General features: G+C 43.6%; 23 protein-coding genes. 11 read left to right on the top strand and 12 right to left on the bottom strand.

The window, feature by feature from the left end; translation table 11 throughout:
• Positions 1-492, top strand: a complete 492-nt coding sequence (locus FHS10_RS23865; RefSeq protein WP_259095936.1) for a GNAT family N-acetyltransferase — start codon at positions 1-3, stop codon at positions 490-492.
• Here FHS10_RS23865 and FHS10_RS23860 read toward each other — a convergent pair.
• From FHS10_RS23860 to recJ, 5 genes are all read right to left on the bottom strand, one after another.
• Positions 472-687 carry a hypothetical protein gene (locus FHS10_RS23860; protein ID WP_259095934.1) on the bottom strand — a complete coding sequence of 72 codons (216 nt, stop codon included), beginning with the start codon at positions 685-687 and terminating at the stop codon, positions 472-474. The two genes, FHS10_RS23865 and FHS10_RS23860, sit on opposite strands and share 21 nt — an antisense overlap.
• Positions 688-815: 128 nt before the next feature.
• Entirely contained in the window at positions 816-1250 is a 435-nt protein-coding gene (locus FHS10_RS23855; protein WP_259095932.1) for a hypothetical protein, read from the bottom strand.
• Between the two features lie 67 nt (positions 1251-1317).
• Positions 1318-2838, bottom strand: a complete 1521-nt coding sequence (locus FHS10_RS23850) for a GH3 auxin-responsive promoter family protein (RefSeq protein WP_259095931.1) — start codon at positions 2836-2838, stop codon at positions 1318-1320.
• Positions 2839-2844: 6 nt separating this feature from the next.
• Positions 2845-3585, bottom strand: coding sequence for an LPS export ABC transporter ATP-binding protein (gene lptB / locus FHS10_RS23845; protein WP_259095929.1), 741 nt, complete (start codon positions 3583-3585; stop codon positions 2845-2847).
• 104 nt (positions 3586-3689) lie between these two features.
• On the bottom strand, positions 3690-5417 hold the full coding sequence (gene recJ / locus FHS10_RS23840) for a single-stranded-DNA-specific exonuclease RecJ (protein WP_259095927.1): 1728 nt from the start codon (positions 5415-5417) through the stop codon (positions 3690-3692).
• Between the two features lie 85 nt (positions 5418-5502).
• Between recJ and FHS10_RS23835 the strand changes: the two genes are divergently transcribed.
• Positions 5503-6279 carry an MBL fold metallo-hydrolase gene (locus FHS10_RS23835; RefSeq protein ID WP_259095925.1) on the top strand — a complete coding sequence of 259 codons (777 nt, stop codon included), beginning with the start codon at positions 5503-5505 and terminating at the stop codon, positions 6277-6279.
• Here FHS10_RS23835 and FHS10_RS23830 read toward each other — a convergent pair.
• Together FHS10_RS23830 and ruvX are read right to left on the bottom strand one after the other, a co-directional pair.
• On the bottom strand, positions 6276-6695 hold the full coding sequence (locus tag FHS10_RS23830) for a response regulator (protein ID WP_259095923.1): 420 nt from the start codon (positions 6693-6695) through the stop codon (positions 6276-6278). The two genes, FHS10_RS23835 and FHS10_RS23830, sit on opposite strands and share 4 nt — an antisense overlap.
• A 331-nt stretch (positions 6696-7026) precedes the next feature.
• Positions 7027-7443, bottom strand: coding sequence for a Holliday junction resolvase RuvX (ruvX, locus tag FHS10_RS23825; RefSeq protein ID WP_259095921.1), 417 nt, complete (start codon positions 7441-7443; stop codon positions 7027-7029).
• 122 nt (positions 7444-7565) lie between these two features.
• On the opposite strand from ruvX, the gene FHS10_RS23820 reads away from it, so the two are divergent.
• From FHS10_RS23820 to FHS10_RS23810, 3 genes are all read left to right on the top strand, one after another.
• Positions 7566-8711 (top strand): DNA polymerase III subunit, encoded by a 1146-nt coding sequence (locus FHS10_RS23820; RefSeq protein WP_259095919.1) that lies wholly within the window; start codon positions 7566-7568, stop codon positions 8709-8711.
• A 125-nt stretch (positions 8712-8836) separates the two neighbouring features.
• Positions 8837-10234, top strand: coding sequence for a PSP1 domain-containing protein (locus tag FHS10_RS23815; RefSeq protein WP_374759835.1), 1398 nt, complete (start codon positions 8837-8839; stop codon positions 10232-10234).
• A 1-nt stretch (position 10235) separates the two neighbouring features.
• On the top strand, positions 10236-10718 hold the full coding sequence (locus FHS10_RS23810) for a gliding motility lipoprotein GldH (RefSeq protein WP_259095915.1): 483 nt from the start codon (positions 10236-10238) through the stop codon (positions 10716-10718).
• 6 nt (positions 10719-10724) lie between these two features.
• Here FHS10_RS23810 and FHS10_RS23805 read toward each other — a convergent pair whose 3' ends face one another.
• Positions 10725-11105, bottom strand: coding sequence for a hypothetical protein (locus tag FHS10_RS23805; RefSeq protein WP_259095913.1), 381 nt, complete (start codon positions 11103-11105; stop codon positions 10725-10727).
• A gap of 135 nt (positions 11106-11240) precedes the next feature.
• Here FHS10_RS23805 and FHS10_RS23800 point away from each other — a divergent pair, with 135 nt between their 5' ends.
• Together FHS10_RS23800 and FHS10_RS23795 are read left to right on the top strand one after the other, a co-directional pair.
• Positions 11241-12524 (top strand): tetratricopeptide repeat protein, encoded by a 1284-nt coding sequence (locus tag FHS10_RS23800; protein WP_259095911.1) that lies wholly within the window; start codon positions 11241-11243, stop codon positions 12522-12524.
• Positions 12525-13685, top strand: coding sequence for a hypothetical protein (locus tag FHS10_RS23795; protein WP_259095909.1), 1161 nt, complete (start codon positions 12525-12527; stop codon positions 13683-13685).
• Positions 13686-13922: 237 nt separating this feature from the next.
• On the opposite strand, the gene FHS10_RS23790 is transcribed toward FHS10_RS23795, so the two are convergent.
• A complete protein-coding gene (locus FHS10_RS23790) occupies positions 13923-16484 on the bottom strand; it encodes an OstA-like protein (RefSeq protein ID WP_259095907.1) in 2562 nt (853 codons plus the stop codon).
• A 51-nt stretch (positions 16485-16535) separates the two neighbouring features.
• Between FHS10_RS23790 and tilS the strand changes: the two genes are divergently transcribed.
• Both tilS and FHS10_RS23780 read left to right on the top strand, forming a co-directional pair.
• A complete protein-coding gene (gene tilS, locus FHS10_RS23785; RefSeq protein ID WP_259095905.1) occupies positions 16536-17873 on the top strand; it encodes a tRNA lysidine(34) synthetase TilS in 1338 nt (445 codons plus the stop codon).
• Complete coding sequence (locus tag FHS10_RS23780; RefSeq protein ID WP_259095903.1) at positions 17870-18352, top strand: hypothetical protein; 483 nt, start codon at positions 17870-17872, stop codon at positions 18350-18352. Before tilS ends, FHS10_RS23780 begins: the two co-directional genes overlap by 4 nt.
• Positions 18353-18413: 61 nt before the next feature.
• Here FHS10_RS23780 and FHS10_RS23775 read toward each other — a convergent pair whose 3' ends face one another.
• Both FHS10_RS23775 and FHS10_RS23770 read right to left on the bottom strand, forming a co-directional pair.
• A complete protein-coding gene (locus tag FHS10_RS23775; RefSeq protein ID WP_259095901.1) occupies positions 18414-19103 on the bottom strand; it encodes a CPBP family intramembrane glutamic endopeptidase in 690 nt (229 codons plus the stop codon).
• Between the two features lie 164 nt (positions 19104-19267).
• Positions 19268-20146 carry a LysR substrate-binding domain-containing protein gene (locus tag FHS10_RS23770; protein ID WP_259095900.1) on the bottom strand — a complete coding sequence of 293 codons (879 nt, stop codon included), beginning with the start codon at positions 20144-20146 and terminating at the stop codon, positions 19268-19270.
• Between the two features lie 142 nt (positions 20147-20288).
• On the opposite strand from FHS10_RS23770, the gene FHS10_RS23765 reads away from it, so the two are divergent.
• The gene (locus FHS10_RS23765) at positions 20289-21536 is read left to right on the top strand and encodes an MFS transporter (RefSeq protein WP_259095899.1); all 1248 of its coding nucleotides are present in this window, start codon (positions 20289-20291) and stop codon (positions 21534-21536) included.
• Positions 21537-21697: 161 nt separating this feature from the next.
• Here FHS10_RS23765 and FHS10_RS23760 read toward each other — a convergent pair whose 3' ends face one another.
• On the bottom strand, positions 21698-22660 hold the full coding sequence (locus FHS10_RS23760) for an isopenicillin N synthase family dioxygenase (RefSeq protein WP_259095896.1): 963 nt from the start codon (positions 22658-22660) through the stop codon (positions 21698-21700).
• Between the two features lie 195 nt (positions 22661-22855).
• Between FHS10_RS23760 and FHS10_RS23755 the strand changes: the two genes are divergently transcribed.
• A partial coding sequence (locus FHS10_RS23755) for a DUF6600 domain-containing protein (protein ID WP_259095895.1) occupies positions 22856-24545 on the top strand: 1690 nt, incomplete at its 3' end.

Below are 24545 nucleotides of genomic sequence, written 5' to 3'. Positions count from 1 at the left end.
ATGAAAATTAGGATTGCAACTACTGCCGATATCGACGAGATCACCCGTGTTGAGATCGATAGTAAACTGCAATCTTTTCCTCAACTGGTGGAAGCCTGTGATATTAATTTTGATACAAGGGCGTATAGATGGGAAACCTGGTTTGCCGGGCAATCGCCGGTTAGTGCAAGGCCAGAAAGGATCATGTTTAAAGTTGTTGACAATAGCAAGATCATCGGCTACCTGGCCATTCAGCTTACCACTCGTTTTGATATGGATGCAGAGATCCAATCATTTTTTGTGCTGAAAGAATATCAACGTAAAGGTGTGGGTTGTCGACTTTTGAAGAGTGCTGTTAACTGGACCATTGCTAATCATGTGCAAAGCCTGTGCGTAGGCATCTTACCGGCCAACCCCTACCGTGCCTTTTATCTAAAATATAGCGGTAGGTATTTAAATGAACATTGGATAGTTTGGGACGATGTAAACCTTTTAAAGGCGCTGATCTGTTGATGATGCCTTGCGCATTATCGCAATAATCAGCAATATATACATCGTTATAAATATCACCAATCCGGCAGAAGACATTGCTATGCGAAGGGTATTATGAGCATCAATCCCCTTAATGAGGCCTTTAACGCCCAGGTACATCATAAACAAAAACACCGGTGTTTGCGAACCCAATATCGCTTTCTTATTTTTTATCACGGTTGAGAATTTATAATGCAATATAGGTAATAAGCTCTTTCAATCATCAGAAAATTTATTTGGATCGGCAGAAAGTTTATAATAGGTACGGTTATTTATATCGATTTTAAAATACTTCGTGCTCTTTTTTACCTTCGAGATAAATACGGGATTAAGTTTTTTGGGTTTTTTTCCAAAACCACTTTCGTTGAATCGTTATTCAAAACAAAAATATACTCGTCGGTACCCATTGCGCCAGTCTCAATTCCCTTTGCCGTGCGTTCAACTTTGGATCTCACAATAAAGCTTAATTGATTTTTGTTTAGAAAATACCGCCCTTTCATAGATATTATATTTCGGGTATCGTCTTCACCATTATAGTGGTAAACAAAAGTACCGTCTTTAAAAAACTGGAAATACTCCAGTAGATTATCACCTATCATAGCGGTAAACTGCCATACTCCCACAATATCTGTTTTAGAAATTCCCGAAGAGCTCAATATCGACTGAGTTGTCACTTGGGCATCCGCATTATTGACAATTAGCTGAATACCAATGAAAGCAATTAAGAATAGCCTTTTCATATTGAAATTAAAAACAGCGATTGTATTTTTTGTCTTAACTCTTGATTCTAATTTCTTGACTCTTCTTCTACCCCACCAACTCCATCACCTTCAAAATGCTATCCACATATTCCCTGTTATTTGCTAAACGGGGTACTTTATGTTGACCGCCAAGTTTGCCTTTTTCTTTCATCCAGTTGAAAAAAGTGCCGTCTGGTGCGCGGCGTACTATCGGGCGGCGCAGGGCCATATCCTTAAAGCGTTTGGCATCATAATCAGAATTGATGCGGCGCAGGGTTTCATCTAACAGGTCAACAAAGCGCTCAAACTCGGCGGGTTTCTTTTCAAACTCAATGATCCATTCGTGGGCACCGCACTCGTTACCGCTAAAATAAACCGGGGCTGCGGTGTACTCCCTGATGATGGCACCCGTTTGGTGGCAGGCTTCGGCCAATGCCTGCTCGGCGTTATCAATAATCAGCTCTTCGCCAAATGCATTAATAAAATGTTTGGTACGGCCGGTAACCCTGATGCGGTAAGGTAACAACGACGAAAATTTAATGGTATCGCCAATCATATACCGCCACAACCCGGCGTTAGTGCTAATGATCAAAGCATAATTTTTATCCAGCTCCACCTCGTCAAGGGTGAGTGTCTGTGGGTTTTCCTGGTGCAGGTTCTCTAAGGGTAAAAATTCGTAAAAAATACCATAGTCAAGCATCAACAGCATATCGCCCGGCTCTTTGGTATCCTGTATGCCAAAGAAGCCTTCAGATGCATTGTAGTTTTCCAGGTAATACATATCATCGCTGGGGATGAGCGCTTTGAACTGCTCACGGTAAGGGCCAAAGTTAACCGCGCCATGAAAATACATTTCAAGGTTGGGCCAAACTTCCAGCATGTTTTTTTTACCGGTAATCTCCAGGATGCGTTTAAACAGTACCAGGTTCCAGGTGGGTACGCCGCCAATGCTGGTTACGTTCACATCCTTGGTAGCCATGGCTATCTTTTCTATCTTTTCTTCAAAATTATCTAACAGGGCAATGTCAAGCTGCGGGGTACGGTGAAACTCGGCCCAAAGGGGTAGGTTTTTCATGATCACCGCCGATAGATCGCCAAAAGAAGTGTCCGTATTAAACTGGCTTACCTGGTGACTACCGCCCAATGTAAGCACCTTACCCGTAAACATGCGGGCATTGGGCTGGTTATTAAAATAGATGGTTAATACATCTTTGCCACCTTTAAAGTGGCATTCTTCCAGGGCCTCTTCACTTACCGGGATAAATTTGCTGCGATCATTGGTAGTGCCCGATGATTTGGCAAACCAGCGGATCTCGGTAGGCCAAAGCACATTTTTTTCGCCTTTAAGCATCCGCTCAATGTAAGGCTTTAAGGTATCATAATTTTGAATGGGTACCCGCTCTTTAAACTGGGTAAGGTTATCAATGCTTTTATACTGGTATTTTCGGCCCCATTCGGTGCTCTCGGCCATTGATATGAGCTGTTCAAACCATTCTTCCTGTACTTCGTTGGGATATTTCATAAAAAGCTCAATCTGGTGGATGCGCTTTTTCATAAACCAGGTAAATACAGAGTTGAAAATAGTCATAGCAGCTTATTGAGGGAATACTTTACGTTTTAATACAAAGTTGGCACCCAGGTACACTTTACGCACCATCTCATTCTCGGCCAGTACCTCCGGCACGCCCGATTCCAGGATCTTGCCCTCAAATAGCAGGTAAGCCCTATCGGTAATAGATAATGTTTCCTGTACGTTGTGATCGGTGATCAGGATGCCGATGTTGCGTGTCCGCAGTTTGGCCACCATTGCCTGGATCTCTTCTACCGCTATGGGGTCGACCCCGGCAAAGGGTTCATCCAGTAAAATGAAGTTAGGCTCGGCAGCAAGGGCACGGGCAATTTCGGTACGGCGGCGTTCACCACCCGATAGCAGGTCGCCACGGTTTCTGCGCACTTTATGTAAGCTAAACTCGTCTATCAGTTCCTCTAACTTATCTTTTTGCCAGTCTTTTGGCATTTTACCCATTTCCAGCACCGCCTTGATGTTATCCTCTACCGAAAGCTTACGGAAAACCGACGCTTCCTGTGCCAGGTAACCTATACCTTTTTGCGCGCGGCGGTACATGGCATCCTGCGTAATATCCTTATCATCCAGAAAAATAGTGCCTTCGTTAGGTTTTATTAACCCCACAATCATGTAAAACGATGTGGTTTTGCCTGCGCCATTCGGCCCTAACAAACCCACAATTTCGCCCTGCGCCACGTTAAACGTTACATCGTTAACAACGGTGCGCTGCTTGTATTTTTTTACTAAATTTTCTGCTCGTAGTATCATTTAGCCCCCTCTAAATCTCCCCCCGGAAGGGGAGACTTTTTGATTCTTTTTAATTGTCGTTCCGGGAATTCCCCAATAATATTAATATCTGACGAAATGCTTTTTTAAGCCCTCCCTTCCGGGGAGGGTTGGGTGGGGCTCCTAATCCCCTTTATATTCAACTGAATAGTCCTTTTCTCGCGCCATACGTTTTCTTCAATGTTGTAGCAAATATCAAACGGTACACCGGGCTTTAATTGCGGCAGGTATTCGCCGTGGTTAAAGGCTATGCAATCAAACGCTGCCGATCCTTCCTGCATCACCGCCATTTTTATATGTGTGGCGCCAACCAGCGCTGCATTACCGCTAACATACACATTTTTACTTATGAAAACCGGGGCCATATTTTCGGGGCCGAAAGGTGCAAACTGATTCAAGATCCTGAAAAATTTGGGTTCTATCTGGCTTAAACGTAATTCGGCGTCAATTTGTATCTGCTGTATTAATTGTTGTGGTGTTATGGTAGCACTCACCACTTCTTCAAACCTGTCTTTAAACGCTTCCACGTTCTCGGGGTGCATAGTAAGGCCGGCGGCGTACTTATGCCCGCCAAACTGGATGAGCAGGTCTTTACACTCGCAAAGCGCCTCGTAAAGGTCATAGCCCAGTACGGATCGTGCCGACCCAGCTACATGCCCGTTTGATTTGGTAAGCACTATAGTGGGCCTGTAATACTTTTCGGTAAGGCGCGATGCAACTATACCAATTACCCCTTTGTGCCAGTACTCATTATAAACTACCGTCGATTTTTTGCCTATCAGCACCTCGTCATTATCTATCATGCCCAGGGCTTCATCGGTAATGCTCAGGTCGTGCTCCTTACGCTCGCTGTTGCGGCTGTTGATCATCAGGCCTTTCGCTTTGGCTACGTTATCGTCGCAGGCCAGTAGTAACTCAACCGCATGTTTGGCATCATCTATACGACCGGCAGCATTAATACGCGGACCGATCAAAAACACCACATCTGATATGGTATACGGCCCTTTGCGGCCGGCCACTTCCATCAAAGTTTTTACGCCGATGCAAGGATCGGTATTGATTTTTTGCAGCCCATAATGGGCAAGCACCCGGTTTTCCCCGGTAATGTGCACAATATCGCAGGCTATACTAATGCAAACCAAATCGAGGTACTGGGCTACGGCCTCAAACTGTATCCCGTTTTTTTCGGCATAGGCCTGGATCAGCTTAAAGCCAATACCAGCACCCGAGAGTTCTTTATATGGATATTCGCAATCGGCACGTTTAGGATCAAGTATGGCAACGGCGGCAGGTAGTTCTGCTCCCGGTAAGTGGTGATCGCAAATAATAAAATCGATGCCCAAGGTATTGGCATAATCAATTTTATCAATTGACTTAATCCCACAATCCAACGCTATAATGAGTGAAAAGCCGTGTTGGGCAGCGTAGTCAATCCCCTGGGTTGAAATGCCGTAGCCTTCTTTGTACCTATCGGGAATGTAATACTCCATTTTTTTATACTGCTTGCTAAAAAAGCTGTACACAGTAGCCACAGCGGTGGTACCGTCCACATCATAATCGCCGTAGATCATGATCTTTTCGCCGGCAGCAATGGCAGTTTCAATACGTACAATGGCTTCTTCCATATCCCTCATCAAAAAGGGATCGTGCAGGTGCCGCTGATCGGGGCGAAAAAAGTATTTGGCTTCCTCAAAATTACTTATCCCCCTGTGCACCAGCAGGCTGCTCAAAACGGTATCAATATTCAGTTCGGCGGCTAATTTGCTTACCAATCCCTCATCAGCATTTTCCCTTACCGCCCAACGTTTATTCATATCTTTGTAGCTTTATAAACAGTAAATATAATTACTGGTAGTTTTAAAAGGCAAAATTACATTCAAAATCTGACACATCGAAACTATGGAAATTTTCGCGCTGGGAGAGGGCTCATATTCAGTTGATTCTACTAAAAAATTTATTCCGTTTAACCCCGAAACTGACAATTTCAGGGAGCGCCCGGGTTCATTGTTCATCCACGTAAATCCTTTCCTTATTAAAACCGACCATGATCTTATTGTGTTAGATACCGGCCTTGGTTTTAAAGACACCCGCGACGAACTGATCATTCACCAAAATATCCGTAACGCTGGTTTTGATCCGGATGAAGTTACGCTGGTGCTAATGTCGCACCTGCATTACGATCATTCGGGCGGGCTGGTAGTTGAGCGTAACGGTAAACTGGAGCCCAGCTTTCCGCAGGCCAGGCACGTGATCCAAAAGGGCGAGTGGGAATTTGGTATTACCGGCAAATCATCATCGTACCACAAAGAAATTTTCGAGGCGCTGCAAAACACGATTGATATCACTTTTGTGGAAGGCAGCGGGGAGCTTATTCCCGGCATCCGTTACGAGTTATCTGGCGGTCATTGCCCCAACCACCAGGTTTTTTGGATAGACATAGAAGGCACCAAGGTGCTTTTTGGTGGCGACGAATTACCGGAGCCCGAGCAACTGATCAGAAAATTTATTGCCAAATATGATATGGACGGACGTAAAGCCATGCAGCTACGCCAGGAGTATGGAAAATTAGCATCACAAGAAGGTTGGACTTGTTTATTTTATCACTCCAAATCATTTGCCATTGGCAAAGTAAGCAGCGATGACGAAGGCGAACATTTTACGGTATCGCCTGCTTAAGTCGTTGGCTGAACTTCAAAAAGCTCTTTTATTTTTTCTACGTTAAGTGGTTTACTGATAAAATCTTTTACCAGCGGGTATGAACGCGCTTTGTTGATATCGTTACTAAAAACAGATGATGAAATAATAAAGATTTTGCTTTTACCAAGCGGATCAAGGTTTAAACGTTTGTATTCATCCAAAAACTCCCAGCCGTTCATGATAGGCATGTTGATATCCAGTAAAATATAGTCGGGCAGCTTAGCAGGGTCTTTACGTTGAATTTCTGATAATTGTTCAATCGCAAATTTCCCGTTCAAACAGGCCATGATCTCGGTATTTAATAAAGCTTTCTTTATTAATTTAATGGAGATAAAATTATTGATCTCATCATCATCAACCAATAATACACTAACGGATTTGGTGTTAATTGTCATAATTCGTTTAAAATCGATATACTTTATACGCAAGCCTAATTCAAAAGGTTATACTCCTAAAAGTTGTATTTTAAAGAAAGTTTTTACCTGCAGTTAATTGTTATAACAGACTTTAATGTGGCTGTTAGCCCTAAAAAAGGCCAATTAAAACATTTTTTTTAAGATAGAAGACAGTTCACTGAAGACGGATAAACATGCCCGATTGTTACACGTGATGAACAAAATGACATTTGCCGGATGTGAAAACAATTTATAAGCATTAAGAATAATTTATTGCCCCGCAGTATTTTAATATAGACCCAACGGACTCAAAAAAAATGCATCCAAGCCGTCAAAACACCTTGCGGTCCATCCAGCTTTGCAGCAATATTACTGCCGATATGGTATCTACCAGCTCCTTATTTTGTCTGCCCTTTTTATTCATGCCACTTTGGGCAATGGTTGCTGATGCCATTTTGGAGGTAAAGCGCTCGTCAAGCATTTCGATGGGGACTTCAGGAAAAGTTTTTTTGAGCAGGCCTACAAAACCTTTTACGTGGATGGCCGATTGGGACGGCGTATTATCCATTTGCTTGGGTTCGCCTACAATGAAACGCTCCACCTGCTCGGTTTTTAAATAAGTTTTCAGGTAATCAACAATGTACATGGGGTGTACGGTATCCAACCCGGTTGCTATGATCTGCAAAGGATCGGTAACTGCTATACCAATGCGCTTGGTACCGTAATCGAAAGCCATTATTCGCGACATGGTAGTTTTTGAGTGCTGAGTTATGAGTTACAAAAGTAAAAGTATCATTGAGTTTATCACATTAATTTAAAACGTTAACTCAAAACTCACTACTTAAAACTAAAATCACTATTTTGCACCAAATGCAGTTTAAGGAAATAGTTGGACAAGCGGGCATAAAGCAAAGGTTACTTAACTCGGTGACAGAGAACAGGGTTAGTCATGCCCAGTTATTTTTAGGCCCCGAGGGATCTGGTAGCCTGGCTTTGGCTGTGGCCTACGCGCAATACCTATCGTGCGAGGATAAGCAGCCGGACGACTCCTGTGGTGTATGCTCGTCGTGCCGCAAGTACAATAAGCTGATGCACCCCGATCTGCATTTTTCATACCCCTTTTTTGCCAAACATAAAGATGATACCGCGCTAACTTTTATTGAACAGTGGCGTGAGGCCTTCCTTGGCAATCCATACATGAACCTGGATACCTGGCGCGGATATTTGGATGCCGAAAATAAACAGGCCAACATCAACATTGCCGAATGCCACCAGATTATCAAAAAACTCAGCTTTAAGCCATTTGAATCGGCGTATAAAATTCTGATCCTTTGGCTGCCCGAATATTTGGATAAAGAAGGGAATGCCCTGCTTAAGATCATTGAAGAGCCACAACCCAATACTCTCTTCATCCTCGTGGCCCAAAACCAGGACCAGATCCTGAATACCATACTTTCGCGTACACAGCTTGTCAAAGTGCCTTGCCTGCATTCGCAGGAGGTGAAGCAATATTTGATTGCCGAGCATAACCAAACGGAAGATGCCGCATCAGAAATTGCGTACCTTACAAACGGTAACTTAACCGAGGCTTTAACCATGCTGCAGCTGGATACCAAAAGCTATCACGAGCTGTTTGTGCAATGGCTGCGCCTGTGCTTTAGCAATAAAGGGCTGGAGGTTTTATCATTTGTAGATAGTTTTGCCAAAATGGGGCGCGAAAACCAGAAGAACTTTTTACGCTACGGCATTAGCTTTATCCGCGAGTGCTGTTTGCTGATGGCCGGGGCCGGCAACCTGGTGCACCTGCCGGCAAAGGAGCTGGAAACCGCTCAAAAAATGACCAACGTTTTGGATTTATCCAAGGCTCAATATATAAGTACCGAGCTTGAAAAAGCGCATTACCATGTAGAGAGAAATGCAAACCCTAAAATTTTATTTTTAGATGTATCTTTACAGATTATAAAAATACTAAATTTAAAAACCATCCCTGCGGGGAGTCAATATATACCGAATTAATTATGGGATGTGGAAGTTGCTCAACAGGGGGCGGATGTTCACCTGCGGGCTGCAAAAGTAATGGCTCATGCCTTACTAACGGTTGCAGCAAATTAGATGTTTACGATTGGCTATCCCACATGGATATGCCGACAAATTATAAGCCTTTTCCTATTATCGAAGTAAAATTTAAAGGCTCACGCAAAGAGTTTTACCTCAATAACGATAATATTTATCTGGAAGCAGGCGAACTGGTAGCCGTTGAGGCTACTACAGGCGGGTACGATATTGGTCACGTATCCATCACCGGCGAACTGGTGCGCATGCAAATGACCAAACGCCATGTAAAGGAAGCTGATGTGGTTAAAAAGATCTATCGCAAAGCTACTGTTGCCGATGTAGATAAATGGAAAGCCGCCAAAGATATGGAGTGGGAAACCATGCACAAATCGCGCAAGCTGGCATTGGAGCTTAACCTGAGCATGAAACTGAGCGATGTGGATTACCAGGGTGATAAAACCAAAGCTACCTTTTATTACACTGCCGAAGGTAGGGTAGATTTTAGGGAACTGATTAAAAAAATGGCCGAAACCTTCCGCATCCGTATCGAGATGCGCCAGATAGGTATGAGGCAGGAAGCAAGCCGCTTAGGTGGTATTGGCTCATGCGGTCGCGAGCTTTGTTGCTCAACCTGGCTTACCGATTTTAAAACGGTATCAACTTCGGCGGCACGCTATCAAAATCTTTCTTTAAACACGTTAAAGCTGGCCGGCCAATGCGGCAAGCTCAAATGCTGTTTAAATTATGAACTGGATACTTACATGGATGCCCTAAAACACATCCCGGATAATGTAAATTATCTGAAGACCGAAAAAGGCGACGCACGCCTGCAAAAAACCGACATCTTTAAAAAGATCATGTGGTTTAGCTACCCCCGCGAGGAAGCATGGGTGCCTATGCCAATAGCCAAAGTAAAGGAAATCCAACAACTTAACCGCGAAGGGATTATCCCTGCCGATTTAGGCGAATTGGAGATAGAGGAAAAAGAAGTTGTAAAAGCGCTTGACTACGAAAACGTAGTTGGCCAGGATAGCCTTACCCGTTTAGACGACCGTAGTCGTAACAGGAACCAAAAGAAAAACAACAATAAAAACCGCGGTAAAGGTGGCAGCCCCGAAGCAAGGCAGGCCAATCAGCCACGTCAGGGTGATGCTTCTGTAGCAGAAAAACCGGCAGGTGCCGGCGATGGCAACCGTACGCAACAAGGCAACCGCCCGCCGCAGCAGCAGGGCAATCGTACCCCGCAGCAGCAAGGACAAAAACCGCAAAATGGTGGTAACCGTCCGCCGCAACAACAGGGGCCAAGGCCACCACAGCAGCAAGGGCCAAAACCCCAGCAACAGGGTAACCGACCGCCGCAGGAGGGCGCTAAACCGCCACAGGAAGGTGGTGGTGGCAACAATAACAGGCGCAACAGGCCAAACCGCCCTAATAATCAAAACCGCAATAATAACAATCCACCAAAGGATACCCCACCACAATAAAATGAAACGGTTTATAATGATCTTTTACCCGGCAGCATGCTTAATGACAGGCATGCTGTTGAGTAGCTGCACCGATCCTAAAGCGGTTATAGATACCAACACGCAAATTGTAGATCATAACTGGTCATACATCAACCGGATAAAGTTTGATTGTAAAATTGACGACGATAAGGCAGCCTATAATGTTTACTTTAACTTAAGGGTTACCGATAAATATAAGTACTCCAACCTGTTTGTGCTCATTTATCAAACATCGCCTGGGGGGCAAAAGAAAGTTACCCGTTACGAAGTAAAACTGGCCAGTAAAGATGGTGAATGGCTGGGCAAGGGATCTGGCAATTTATACAGCTACCAACTGCCTTTTCAAACCGTTGTTAAATTCCCGGCCACGGGTAACTACCATTTCGAGATTGAACAGAACATGCGGGATAACCCTTTGCACGAAGTTAGTGATGTGGGTTTAAGGGTGGAGAAGGCCAATTAACGCTACTTACGGTATATCGTACCCCACAGTAATGGTAGTATGTGTTGCCACCTCTTTATCAGATGCCTGGGCAACTATGGTTTCGTTGTCGTAAATGGCGTAAGTAATACTGTTGGTAACATCTGATTTAAGATCAAATGATAACTGATCGCCCTCATTAAAAGTTCCGGTATAGGCATAGGCCGATCCTTTTGCTATTGTTTTTGAATCTGTAGTAACGGGGCTTGTGGCTGTAGTTATTTGTGTAGTAAGTACCGCGGTAAATTCGTTGCTGCTGCTTGCTGTAATTTTTATGGTGTGTGACTGCTGCTGCGCGTCGTTCTTTTTTGAACACGATAAGGTTAATATGCTGATGAGGATCAATGCTGTCCCGGCTATTTTCTTCATATGGCTATATTGCGTCATTAAATATACACATATTCTACTGCAAACATTTTTTTCAATTTATAATAGTTGTTGAACTCACTGTATAATTCAGAATAATATTTTTTACATTAGGTAAAATATTACCCTGTTTAATTAATGAAAAAACTAACCCTTATCACCCTGCTTTTTCCTGTGCTTGCGCATGCTCAAATTAACGCCGATAGTGTTAAAAGTGTAAGCACCATTAAATATTACAACAAGGCTATCGCGCAAAACCCTAAAGATGCCAGTTATTACTATAAAAGAGGCATGGCGCAGTTTGACTTACAGGATTATAAAGCTGCCCTGGCCGATTTGAACCAAAGCATATCCATAAACCCTAAAAACGAAGATTATTTTATTGATCGTGGTCGTATTTACGATAACCTGGAGAATTATAAAAGCTCACTGGCCGATTACACCGTTGCCATTTCTTTAAACCCTAAAAGTGCTGTTGCCTATTACGACCGGGGCCTGACCAAACGCCATCTGGAAGATTATAAGGCAGCACTGATTGACTATAATCAGGCCATAGCGCTTGATCCTAAAGATGCCGATGCCTTTAACGAGCGCGGCATTTGCAAAAAACACCTGGAAGATTATAAAGGTGCTATTGAAGATTATACCCAGGCCATCGCCATTGATCCTAAAGATGCAAACCCATACTACAACAGGGGCCTTGCCAAAAATATTTTGAAGGATAGCAAAGGTGCCATGGCCGACTTTGACCAGAACATCGTTCTTGAGCCTAAACATGCAGATGGCTGGTATAGCCGGGCGGGCCTCAAAAGAAAATTAGAGGATTACCGGGGTGCCATTGATGATTATACACATTATATCAACCTATCGCCCAAGGATCCTGACGGGTACAACGGCCGTGGGCTGGCCAAACTGGATATGGACGACTTGATGGGTGCCAAGGAAGATAACAACAAAGCAATAGCTCTTGACCCTAAATATTCACCGGCTTATTATAACCGCGGTTTGGTTAATGACAAGATAAACGATTTTAGCGAAGCCGTGGATGATTACAGCACCTACATTCAGCTTAATCCCAAAGATGCCGATGGCTATTTTAAGCGGGGAAACAGCAAGTTGGACCTGGAGGATTATAAGAGCGCAATTGCAGATTATACCCAAACTCTGGCTATTGACGCCAAATATACCGATGCTTATTACAACCGTGCCTTAGCCAAAAGAAAGCTGGAGGATTATAAAGGGGCTATTGAAGATTATACCAAAGCGATAGCCCTTGATCCTAAATATGATGATGCATACAACAACCGCGGCTATGCCAAACATTTATTAAATGACGATACCGGTGCCTGTGCCGATTTTAAAAAGGCCGCCGAATTAGGTAATAAGCTGGCACCCGATAACATTGCTAAATATTGTAAATAAATGAACCAGGAGTATAAGGTATCTATAGGATACAAAATTTTTTATTTGATTGCAGCAGCTGCCATTTTTGTATTTGGAGCGTTCATACTTGGCTTAACGCCCAGGCACAATACGGGTTTACTTATTGCACAAACCGTGTTCATAGCATTTGCAATCCTGATTTTAGTAAGCGTACTCAGGGGGCGAATTATTGTTACCGATAACAGTATTATCCGGGTAAATTTCATGCAAACCAAAGAGATTTTATTTGCCGATATTAAAGGGTTCAGGATAGATCAAAAGACTATCCGGCTTGAGCGGATCACACCTCATGATTCAAAATTTTCCATAGCGCGGTACAGCGATTTTGCAGATATAGATGATTTTAAAAAATGGTTGCGGGATAATTTTGTTGATTTAAATAGCATTGAATACCAGGAGGGCCTTAATGAGATATTGGCAGATAGCAGCCTTGGGTTAACAGAAGACGAACGAAAAAGCAAATTAGCAACTGCCCGAAATATTTCTATAGCCTATTCCCTTGGCGGTGTCATCATTTTGATTGGGGGCGCGCTATTACATGAGATTGCAACAAATATAGCGGTAAGTGTCCTGGTATTGTTATATCCGCTTTTAGGCGCGGTAATCATGTACCGGAGTAATGGCCTTATTCGTTTTTTTTCAAAGAAAACAAGCCCGTATTATCATGTATTTTTGGGGGTATACATGAGTACGCTATTTCTTTTGGTGATATCGTTTACCAATTATGAAATATTAGATTATCACAATATTTGGTATTTTGTCATTATTGCCATCGCCTTTGCAGGACTAATGAAACTTGCCAGCCCCAACAAAGTTAATACGGCATCTGAGCCAAAAGGAGGCATTGCTGTGCTGATACTGGTTAGCCTTTTGTACGGCTACGGGTGCCTTTTACAAATCAATTGCCTGTTTGATAAATCGCCCGAAAAAATTTATCACGCAAACGTTATTGATCATTATATCAACCATAATAAGGGAACTCATCCTTATTTAAGAATTGATACCTGGGGACCGCAAACCAAGGTAAAGGATATACAGGTTTCTATGAGCTTTTATAATGGCCAGCCAATAGGTTCGGCGGTTACTGTTCATCTAAAAAAAGGCTTATTCAACATCCCCTGGTATAATATTTCACAATAGTGGTATAAAAGCCTGTTTAAATTTCTTTCAAAAATATTTTTATACGCTCCATTGAGCACGTATACACCCGTCATTGCGAGGTACGAAGCAATCCCCGACTTACAGAGTCGCTGTGCAAGCCCGCCCTGTAATTGGGGGATTGCTTCGTCGTACCTCCTCGCGATGACGATCTTTTTATTTTTAAACAGGCTATAAATTAACTGCAAACTAACCGCGTTATGAGATAATAAAGGAAGGTTAAATAGCTGGCTTTTTAACTGCCTGTTTGGTAGTATCCTTAACTGCTTTTACAGGTGTTGGTTGTTTTGCAATGGTATCTTTAACTGCTTTAATCCCCAGGTTTTTTGTGGTATCAACTTTCAGTGTACTATCCTTACCTTGTTTTAACGATAGCTTTTTGCTAAGACTATCAGGTACGGCACCTTTAATGGCACCCGGCTTACCGGTTACAGGTGGTTTAACAAACGGCGTTTTTACCGGCACCGTTTTTTTATGCGATGGAATAATAGACTCTTTGGATATTGGCCGATCCTTTGGTTTCCAGATAAAGCCTTTAAGGATCTTATCATCCTCAACCAACTTTTTCATCGGCAGATAACGGTTCTCGGGCTTGGTTAAAAAGCGGATTTTAATCAGTTTGCTCTCTTTAAAAGATACCACCATCCGGCTGCTGAGCGATCGCTGCATGCCCTCAACCCTGTTGGTGGCGCTGTCCCGCTTAAAGTAGATACTTTCGGCATTGCCTACGGTAAACAGCCTGTCAAGCTTATCATTTTTAAAGAACCCGCGCATTTTTTTGCCCCCCATCTGGTTAAAATGTACCGAATCTTCTTTTTCAATATTTACCACAAAGGCCGAAGGGAACAGTTCCATGTTATCCATTTTTTTGTTCTTCATCTGTACGTAAATGGTATCGCCGGATAGCTGCGAACCCTGTGTCCAAAACATGGGTTTTACGTAGCACCGGATGGTGGAATCGCTGTTACTGTAAAAGATGGAATCGGCCTTTCCCTGCAAATCCGACTTGAATATTTTGGCATGGTGATGCGCTAACACTATCCTTACACGGGCCGTATCTTTCAGGTTTATCTCCCGCTGGGCAAATACCGGGTCGCGCTTATATTCTTCGGCCCGCACACTATCCTGTTTGGCCTTTCGTATGGCCGAGAGCTTATCTTTTTTGATCTGTGCTGAATCTACCGGCGCTTTTTTAGGCGGACCAAAAAACAAAGTGTGCTTGTAAGAAGTGTCCCGGGGGATGGTAAGGCTGCGGGCTATCAGCTTTTTTTCATTCTTTTTATTTTCAATAACCTGTTTGCGGGCTGCTGCCGATGTATCCCTAACGTAGGCGTAAGCCTGGCGTTGTTTTTCCTGGTATATCTTTTGGTCCTTATATGTAGTTATCCAGGTTTCCAAAGTATCGGCCGTCATAAAAACAGAATCGCGTTTTATTTTCCCGGGTTTGGTAGTATCCACCGGGGCTTTAATGTTATCTGCGGTTTTGCCCGGCTTAATCGCGGTCGCTAACTGGGCCAGGTTGCCTACCTTGCTTTTTACATCGGCAGGTTTTATGTTTTTGGCTTGTTTGGATATTGTTTTAATTGCAGAATCTGCTTTTACAGAATCCTTCTTGCTCAAATTAGGTTTTATCAGCCCTGCTATATTTACCAGGTCGGTTACGTTTTTAATTTTATCGGGGGTAATAGCCCTATCAGTTGCAGCCAATTTCCTCACCGCTGAATCGAGCCGGGTGGAATCCTTTTTGCTTACTATGCCGTTCGGTTTTATCTGGCCGGCCAGGTTACCCATGTTGGTTATCTTCATGGTATTGGGTGGCGCCTGCATTACTTTGCCTTTAGCCTTAGCGGTAGTGGGTAAAGGCGTTGGCGGTACCGAATCTGTTTTGGTGGTATCCTTTTGCTCGGTAACCAGTACCATATAGGCATTTTGGGTAACTACGGTACGCTCATCGGCCTTAAAATACGTGGCCAGATCGCCTTTCATGGTTATCTTTTGTTCCCTATCGGTAAAGGTGATGTTTTTAACCGCGCGGCCATATCCTTTAAGCTTATCATAAAACAAGCTATCGCCCTTTAAAGATTTGGTACCTTGTTTATAATGATTTTTTTTACCGAAGAAAGCCTGCTCGGTAACGGTATTGTAAAGCCCGTTTTCGGTATACAAGGTGTCTTTATCTTTTTTGCCATAAATATTGGTGGGGCCAAAAAAGTAGGCTATACGGGTGCCCGTATTGTACTTCATGGTATCGGTTTTAATAATGGCATCAACTGTAGTTAAAACCACATCATACCTAAAGTATGAGTCGCGCGAGAAGGCAAAATAATAGCCGTTTTTACTGGTGAGTACATTGTCTTTATTTACCAGTTTACCACCGCCTGTATAAGTACCAATGCGGGTGGCGGTATTGTACGTTAAATAATCGGTGGTGAGGATGGCGTCCCTATCAATCATCCTTACGTTATTGGTAAGGATGGCAATTTTGGTATTGCCGTTATAATTTAATTTGTCCGAATAAATGTTAAGCGTATCGCCCTGGTTAATATTTACGTTGCTAAAGGCATCAAAGGCATTATCCTGCGGGTAAAAGTAAGCGCTGTCTGATCGCAGGATGGAATAATCCTGCTTAAAAACCCCCTTGTAAACTTTAATAACATCGCGCCCGTTAATTTTGGTAACCGTGCTCACCTCCGATTGTATCAGGTTTACAATTGATTTTTTTTGGCCCATAGCTGTGGCCGCAATCATCAATAACAGGAGGCTTAAAACATATTTTCTCACTGGGGCAAAATTAGTTTTTTGTTGGGGTTATTAAATTAATAATTTTGATGAATGCTGCCAGTTACCCGGTTTGTTAATTTTATTGAACAAAATGCCTTGTTTACGCCCGGCAGCAAGGTTTTAGCTGCTGTAAGCGGCGGCATGGATTCTGTTTTAATGGTACACCTGTTAAAGGCCACGAGCATTGATTTTAGCATTGCCCACTGCAATTTTCAGTTACGGGGCGATGAAGCCCTGCGCGACCAGGAGTTTTGCAATAACCTGGCCACCAAACTGCGGGTACCCTTTCATACCATCAATTTTGATACCACAGCTTATGCCGCAAACAACAAAATTTCTATCCAGATGGCTGCCCGCGAACTGCGCTACCAGTGGTTTGATACCCTAAGTCGTCAAACTGACAGCCAGGCCATTGCGCTTGCACACCACCAAAACGATACTATCGAAACTATATTGTTAAACCTTACCCGGGGCACGGGCATAGCCGGTTTGCACGGCATATTGCCGCGAAACGGGATGCTGGTACGGCCTTTATTGTTTTTAAACCGCGACGAAATTACCGCGATTATTACCTCCAACAAACTCGATTTTGTGGAAGACAGCTCAAATGCATCGGCAAAGTATGCCCGCAATAAGATCAGGCTGGAGGTGGTGCCCAAATTAAAGGAGCTTAACCCATCGCTCGAAAAAACATTTGAAAACAACCTGAAACATTTTCGCGATCTGGAACTCTTATTGGAAAATGAGGTTATCCGGCTTAAAAAAGATATGCTTAACCAACAAGGCGATGAAACCTTTTTGCTGATAGCCGACGTTAAAAAATTAAACCCTGGCCGCCTGTTGCTGTTTAAGTTATTACAGCCATACGGTTTTAACGAAACATCCGTTGATGATGTGCTATCGGTTTTGGATAAGCATTCGGGGCGTGTTTTTAAATCGGGCGGGTATGTGCTGGTGCTTGATAGGGATAAGCTGGTCATCAAACCAAGAAAAACGGGTGAGCGGCAAGAGGTGACGATAGCCGAACAGGATCATGAGGTTTATTATGGCAGTTATAAGCTCAATTTACTACATGACGATAGTCCGCTGATTATAAAAGATAACCCCATGGCAACATCGGTTGACGCGGCTTTGCTGATATATCCCTTAACGGTGAGGGCCTGGCAGGAGGGCGATTATTTTTGCCCGTTGGGGATGAAGGGTCACAAAAAACTGAGCGATTATTTTATCAATCAGAAAATAGCGTTACATCACAAAGAGGAGATCCCTTTACTGGTGAATGGCAATGGCGATATAATTTGGGTGGCCGGTTACCGTGCCGATGAACGGTATAAAGTAAACAATAACACTAAAAAAGTTACTATCTTCGAAATGTACAAACTATCATGAGCGAGAAGACCGTATTTGTAGAAAAACAGTACCTGGGCAGGGAATTTATCCCCATAACCATACGCCTTGTTTTGGCCATGTTTTGTTTTGCCGCTTACTTTTTTACTGACGAGAGCGAGCATAACGGCAATTTACTGGTGCTGGTGGGGTTTGCCATCATCATTATATCTATCATCATGGGTTTTTTGCTGCACTTTAGCACCCGGGTGGAAAATAAGAGTATCCGCCTTGCCGGTTTGTGGACAACCCGCATTGTTAAAATAGACCTGAACGGCATCATTAAAGTCGAAAAAGCCTCGTACAGCCGCTACCTGTTTAACAACCCCGTATATAATTTACATACTAAGGGCACTATCCGTTTTTATGCCGCGGGTAATGATGCCATCCATTTAACAGATAGGGATGGTATGGTGTACATCATAGGGTCGCAGCATGCCAATGAGTTTTTACGGGCGATAAATGACGAGATGAAAAAGTGACACACTAATTGTCACGGATTTTTTCGAATTACACGAATTATTAAAGCCCCCAATTTTTCAGTTAATGCTTGATCAGCATGGGGGTAAATAAAGCATTCAGATCTATGAGCAGGTGGCAAATGATCAGTATTTTAATATTTCGGTATTTATGGTAATGATAGCCGAAAACCAAACCGATAATAACAGGAACAACTACATTTACCAGGGTGCCATAACCCAGGTGCAACAAACCAAATATTATCGACGAGATAATTATGGGCAGATGTTGATTTTTAAAAAACAACTGCAGGCGCGGGATCATATATCCCCTAAAAATAAATTCCTCCAAAAAACCTGCAGTAAATATCCCCAATAGCTTTACCGGCACATTCATATGAAGCAACAGCGCCATAGCTTTGCTTAGTTTAAGCATACCTAATGATCTTAAAATAACAGTGGCTACTCCGGCAAAAACAATAATGACCAGCAGGATAACGATGACCGATAGGATATAAAACCAAACAGAATAGCCAACCTCGGGCCATAGTAGTAAGGCTTGTTTTTCCCTGATTTTTACATACAAATAAATGGCCGCGAAATAAGCCCAGAAAAACATCCGTGAAACAAAAAAACGGGTATCAATTGAAAGGCTGGAAGCAGTATTAACAGAAAAAAGCTTTGCGCCTACCGAAAAGCAAACCAGCAGCACTGCGGTTAAAATAAGTCCTTTTAATACAGTATCATGTTCCTTTTCTTTTAAAATAGTGATCATAGGGTTCAGATTTTAACTATTACTTGTGTTCAACGCTGTTGCGATGGTTTTGCTGTTTCGAATTTATACAAACCGAAGTTAAAGTCTCCCCTACAGGGAGAGATTATTCACGGTATAATTTTTTAAGGTGTTCATGAAAGCTGCGCTATTTAGAGGGGGCTTTATTACTGCCCCATAACGGCCATCAATTCCTCGATAAACAAAATAGCGGCTTTTTTACGATAAACGCCCTTTTGCCATAAGATGTATGATTGTCTTTTAATGCCTTTGGCTATAATGGGCACGGCAATTACATTGGCCCAGCCAATAAGCGCCTTTTCGTTAAGTATGGTTGCCCAGTGCCCGCTTTGTACCAATGAGAGCAGGGAGTGTACATCATTAAGTTCGATTTTGATGTTGGGTACAATTTTGTTTTTGTAAAACAACTCATTAATGAATTCGCGAGAGCTAAACCCTTTACCGGGTAATACCAGGTCCTGTTGGGCTAAATCCTTCAGACTTATCTTATCAAGTTTGGCAAGCGGGTTGTTTTTATCAACCACCATTACAATGCTCGAACTAAAAAGCCATTGCATCTCCAGGTCCTCGTCGTCAGATTCGTTGTGAAAAGCCAGCATCATATCCAGTTCAGACAGCCGCAGTTTTTTTTCCAGATCTTCGGGGTTACCATAGGTGATAAAAATTTTGATGCCCGGATATTTAGTAGAAAACGGTGCAAGCGCGGGGAGCAGTAAAGAGGTAAAGGCATAGGAAACCCCCAGGTTCAGTTCGCCGGTTGCGGCATTGTTCAATTCGGTAATGGCTTGTTTACTTTTTTGTACCGCCGCTAATATTTTGCGGGCATGTACTAAAAATATGTGCCCGGCTTCGGTGATGCGCACGTGTTTGCCCACCCTATCAAACAATAGCATCCCCAATTCTTCTTCCAGCTGTTTAATTTGCTGCGATAGCGTACTTTGGGTAATAAATACAGCGGCAGCGGCTTCGGTGAAATTCATTGTTTCGGCCGCTTTAACAAAATACTGCAGTTGTCTGAACTCCATAATTAATCGTTTTTACCTATCAATATCATTAAAACAATCTATTTTACAAATATATCATCGTTCCCGATATTTGTACCATAAACAATTTCAATAGTCTTACATTAAGATCTCCCCTGAATTTGCTTAGTATATGAATGCATAAATGAATATTTTCCGCTCTTTAAAATACCGTAATTTCAAGCTGTTTTTTTACGGTCAGTCCATCTCACTCATTGGCACCTGGATGCAGAAAACAGCAGTAAGCTGGCTGGTTTACAGGCTTACCGGCTCGGCCGTTTTATTAGGGATAGTTAGCTTTGTTAGCTTGATCCCTTCGTTAATACTGGCTCCGTATGCGGGCAGTATTGTCGACCGGCATAACCGCTACCGCATCTTGGTGATTACGCAGGTGGTATCTATGCTGCAAGCCGGCGCGCTGGCTTTTTTAATACTATTTAAGTTTTATAACATCCCGGCAATTATAGGCTTAAGCCTGGTGCAGGGCATTATCAACGCCTTTGATGTTACCTGCAGGCAATCAATTATGGTTGAAATGATTGATGATAAAGCCGATTTGCCCAATGCTATCGCCCTTAACTCCACCATGACCAATTTTGCCCGTATAGCGGGCCCGGCCGTTGCAGGTATTATCCTGAGCACATTTGGTGAAGACTTTTGTTTCTTCGGCAACTTTTTGAGCTATGTGCCCGTGCTGGCCTGTTTGTTTATGATGAAACTGAATACTACCGTAATTGGCAAACCACAAAAAGGCATCTGGACTGAATTACAAGACGGGTTTAAATATGTATCGGGCGACCGCGACCTGAGCAGCCTTATCCTAATGCTTACCGTAAGCAGTTTGTTTGTTATTCCCTTTAATACGCTGATGCCCATTTTTGCCAAAGACATTTTCAATGGCGATGCCAAAACCTTCAGTTGGTTTGAAAGTGCCGCGGGTGTTGGCTCGGTGATTAGCGCTGTTTACCTGGCCAATTTAAAAACCAGTAAAAACCTGGTGAAGATCATTATAGCAGCCGGTATTGTTTTTGGTGCGAGTGTGTTAATGGTTGCTTATGCAGGCAGGTTACCGTTTGCCCTGGTATTTATGAGCTTTACCGGGCTGGGCATGATGGCACAAACATCGGCCATTAATACCTATATCCAAACCCACGCTATCCCGGCCATGCGGGCAAGGGCTATCAGTTATTATGTAATGGCCTACCAGGGTATGATTCCGGTTGGTAGCCTAATGGTAGGCTGGTTGGCCAATGAGCTTGGTCCCAGAATGGCTGTTGGTATTGAAGGAGCAATAGGTTTGGTGGCAACCGGGGTATTCATTTTGTATAAGAAAAGGCAACATACCGAAACGGTGATGATGCGGAAAACGGCATTGGCAGGGAGGGTGAATTAATTGGGAAGTTAAAAAAAAGTCGTCATTAAGAGTTGTGAAATCCGTGGACTCTGCATGAGAAATGACGAAGCGACGAAAGACTTACGAAGTTTTAAAAACTTCGTAAGTCTGGGATCTACAACTTGTTATGGGGAGCGAAACCATGCGGCAACCTGCCTCACCTACATCTTCAATCCAATTTCCCTTAACCGCTCATCCAGGTACTCTCCTGCGGTGATGTCGGTATACAATTTAGGATGTTCCTCATCAATACATGAATCCAGACTTGTTAAATCCATGCCCGATTTTGGGTGCAGGAAAAACGGTACCGAAAAACGGGAGTATTTCATCAGTTCGCGCGGCGGATTAACCACGCGATGGGTTGTTGATTTTAGTTTATTGTTGGTTAGGCGCTGTAACATATCACCTACGTTTACTACCAGGTCTTCACCATGGGCCTTAACCGGGAACCAGGTACCTTCGCGGGTTAGCAGCTCAAGTCCATCGGCACTGGCGCCAATAAGCAGGGTGATGAGGTTAATATCCTCGTGTGCGCCGGCACGTACGGCATCATCAGGTACCGAATCCGGATCGGTTATCGGGAAGTAATGTAGCGTACGCAATATAGAATTGCCGTTATGTACCTTATCGTCAAAATAGTTTTCCGGCAGGTTTAAATATACAGAGATAGCCTGTAGCAGGTGTTTGCCTGCGTCTTCTAACTTTTTATAAACTTCAAGGGTGGTTGTATTAAATGATGGTAATTCATCAACCACCACATTATCCGGGTATAGTTCTTTAATAGCCGAACCATCTGTTACCGTTTGGCCTATCTGCCAAAACTCCTTTAAATCAGGGGTTTTAAAACCTTTGGCGGTTTCTTTCCCCTTGCCGGTATAACCACGCTGACCGGCCAGGCCCGGGATCTCATATTTTTGTTTTATATCATCGGGCAAGGCAAACAGGGCTTTAACCTGGCTGTACAGCTCATCTATCAGCTGTTTGCTTAGGCCATGATTGGTGATGGTTACAAAACCGGTTTGGTTAAAGGCTTCGCCAATTTTGTCAGAAAACTGTTTTCTATCGGCAGCGCTGCCGTTTATATAGTCATTAAGGTTAAGCCTTGGGATATTTACTGTACTCATAGCTGTAAGTGCTTTATAAAAAGTAAAATTATTAAAAAATTAACAGAGCAGTACAAAGTGTTAATAAATGGTATTATTGCTGCTTTAAAATCGCAGCTAAACATTAAGCAACCTAACAAAACAATTTTTGATTTAAACGTTTTATACTTTGTTCCGTCATAGTTGTAACAGGCAACCATTTAAAACCTAATGAAAATGAAATATATAAATAAAGTTTGCGGCATAAGCTTAATAGCATTTATGATGATGCTTGTCGCGCCAAACATAAGCAAAGCCCAGGAAGGGGGCTACGTATCCGACCAGGAATTTTATGATGAGCTTTCGCCCTATGGTACCTGGGTGAGCGATTCGCAATACGGCAACGTTTGGGTACCCGATGCCGAGGATGGCTTTAGGCCATACGCAACCCGTGGTCACTGGGTGGTTACCGATTATGGCAACACCTGGGTATCTGATTACGAATGGGGTTGGGCGCCTTTTCACTATGGCAGGTGGCGTTATGACGACTATTATGGCTGGGAATGGATTCCGGGTCATGAATGGGCACCGGCATGGGTTAACTGGCGCCATGGTGGCGGTTATTATGGCTGGGCGCCTTTAACACCGGGTATCAGCATCAGTATTTCTATTGGCAGCGGTTATCGCGTACCAGATTATTATTGGACATGTGCGCCACAGGCTTACATAGCAAGCCCTAATATTTATAACTACTATGTGCCGCATACCAGGGTTGTGAACATTATTCACCAAACAACCATAATCAACAATACCTATGTTTACAACAACCGCACTTACGTAACCGGCCCAAGGATTGCCGAGGTTAGGCGTGTTAGCCGTAATAACAACATCCAGGTTTATAAGGTTAATAATGTAAACCGACCTAATGGCGGTGGCAGGGTTGTAAACAACACCGTAAACATTTATCGCCCACAAATTAAAAAGGCACCCGATGCAAGACCCGCAAGAGTTGTTAACGCGGCCGAGTATCGCAAAGCCAACCCCAATCAGGGTATTGCCAACCGCGCGGGCGGACAGGCTACCGTGAACAAGAATAATGCTGCACGATTGGCTCAAATGGCAAAAAGTAATGATGCCAAATTTGTAAGGGTTAACAATAACAGGCCTGTCACTACACCTGCACAACAGCAGCAGCCTAATAACAGGCCAGGCCAGCAGCCAAACGGTCGTCCGGCATCAACACAACAACAACAACAACAACAACAGCCAAATAGTAGGGCCGGGCAACCAAACGTGCGCCCAAACAACCAGGCAGATCAAGCTAAACACCAGCAGCAAAACCAGGCTGTACCACAACGCCAGCAACAACAGGAGCAGGCTAAACAGCAGCGCGATCAGCAGCAAGCTAAACAGCAGCAGCAAAATCAGGCTGTACAACAACGCCAGCAACAACAGGAGCAGGCTAAACAGCAGCGCGATCAGCAGCAAGCTAAACAGCAGCAAAACCAGGCTGTACCACAACGCCAGCAACAACAGGAGCAGGCTAAACAACAACAGCAACAACAAGTCCAACAACAACGCCAGCAACAGCAGGAAGCGCAAAAGCAACAGCAGCAGCAAGCGCAACGTCAACAACAACAGCAGGCCCAGCAAGCTCAACGTCAGCAGCAACAACAGGTTCAGCAGCAGGCACAAAGACAGCAGCAGCAACAGGCTCAGCAGCAAGCGCAACGTCAGCAGCAACAGCAGGCCCAGCAGGCGCAACGTCAGCAGCAGCAACAGGCTCAGCAGCAAGCGCAACGTCAGCAGCAACAGCAGGCCCAGCAAGCTCAACGTCAGCAGCAGCAACAGGCTCAGCAGCAAGCGCAACGTCAGCAGCAACAGCAGGCCCAGCAAGCTCAACGTCAGCAGCAGCAACAGGCTCAGC

The organism is Mucilaginibacter dorajii, assembly GCF_024808255.1.
Classification (GTDB): Bacteria; Bacteroidota; Bacteroidia; order Sphingobacteriales; family Sphingobacteriaceae; genus Mucilaginibacter; species Mucilaginibacter dorajii.
This window is presented reverse-complemented; position numbering and strand designations above follow the sequence as displayed.

What these genes read in the sequence shown, in the direction of transcription:
- FHS10_RS23850 (WP_259095931.1), bottom strand. Translation starts at nt 2,838, where the DNA reads ATGACTATTTTCAACTCTGTATTTACCTGGTTTATGAAAAAGCGCATC.
- FHS10_RS23815 (WP_374759835.1), top strand. Translation starts at nt 8,837, where the DNA reads ATGCCGACAAATTATAAGCCTTTTCCTATTATCGAAGTAAAATTTAAA.
- lptB (WP_259095929.1), bottom strand. Translation starts at nt 3,585, where the DNA reads ATGATACTACGAGCAGAAAATTTAGTAAAAAAATACAAGCAGCGCACC.
- FHS10_RS23810 (WP_259095915.1), top strand. Translation starts at nt 10,236, where the DNA reads ATGAAACGGTTTATAATGATCTTTTACCCGGCAGCATGCTTAATGACA.
- FHS10_RS23830 (WP_259095923.1), bottom strand. Translation starts at nt 6,695, where the DNA reads ATGACAATTAACACCAAATCCGTTAGTGTATTATTGGTTGATGATGAT.
- tilS (WP_259095905.1), top strand. Translation starts at nt 16,536, where the DNA reads ATGCTGCCAGTTACCCGGTTTGTTAATTTTATTGAACAAAATGCCTTG.
- FHS10_RS23775 (WP_259095901.1), bottom strand. Translation starts at nt 19,103, where the DNA reads ATGATCACTATTTTAAAAGAAAAGGAACATGATACTGTATTAAAAGGA.
- FHS10_RS23765 (WP_259095899.1), top strand. Translation starts at nt 20,289, where the DNA reads ATGAATATTTTCCGCTCTTTAAAATACCGTAATTTCAAGCTGTTTTTT.
- FHS10_RS23865 (WP_259095936.1), top strand. Translation starts at nt 1, where the DNA reads ATGAAAATTAGGATTGCAACTACTGCCGATATCGACGAGATCACCCGT.
- FHS10_RS23820 (WP_259095919.1), top strand. Translation starts at nt 7,566, where the DNA reads ATGCAGTTTAAGGAAATAGTTGGACAAGCGGGCATAAAGCAAAGGTTA.
- FHS10_RS23760 (WP_259095896.1), bottom strand. Translation starts at nt 22,660, where the DNA reads ATGAGTACAGTAAATATCCCAAGGCTTAACCTTAATGACTATATAAAC.
- FHS10_RS23855 (WP_259095932.1), bottom strand. Translation starts at nt 1,250, where the DNA reads ATGAAAAGGCTATTCTTAATTGCTTTCATTGGTATTCAGCTAATTGTC.
- FHS10_RS23800 (WP_259095911.1), top strand. Translation starts at nt 11,241, where the DNA reads ATGAAAAAACTAACCCTTATCACCCTGCTTTTTCCTGTGCTTGCGCAT.
- FHS10_RS23780 (WP_259095903.1), top strand. Translation starts at nt 17,870, where the DNA reads ATGAGCGAGAAGACCGTATTTGTAGAAAAACAGTACCTGGGCAGGGAA.
- FHS10_RS23770 (WP_259095900.1), bottom strand. Translation starts at nt 20,146, where the DNA reads ATGGAGTTCAGACAACTGCAGTATTTTGTTAAAGCGGCCGAAACAATG.
- FHS10_RS23835 (WP_259095925.1), top strand. Translation starts at nt 5,503, where the DNA reads ATGGAAATTTTCGCGCTGGGAGAGGGCTCATATTCAGTTGATTCTACT.
- ruvX (WP_259095921.1), bottom strand. Translation starts at nt 7,443, where the DNA reads ATGTCGCGAATAATGGCTTTCGATTACGGTACCAAGCGCATTGGTATA.
- FHS10_RS23795 (WP_259095909.1), top strand. Translation starts at nt 12,525, where the DNA reads ATGAACCAGGAGTATAAGGTATCTATAGGATACAAAATTTTTTATTTG.
- recJ (WP_259095927.1), bottom strand. Translation starts at nt 5,417, where the DNA reads ATGAATAAACGTTGGGCGGTAAGGGAAAATGCTGATGAGGGATTGGTA.
- FHS10_RS23805 (WP_259095913.1), bottom strand. Translation starts at nt 11,105, where the DNA reads ATGAAGAAAATAGCCGGGACAGCATTGATCCTCATCAGCATATTAACC.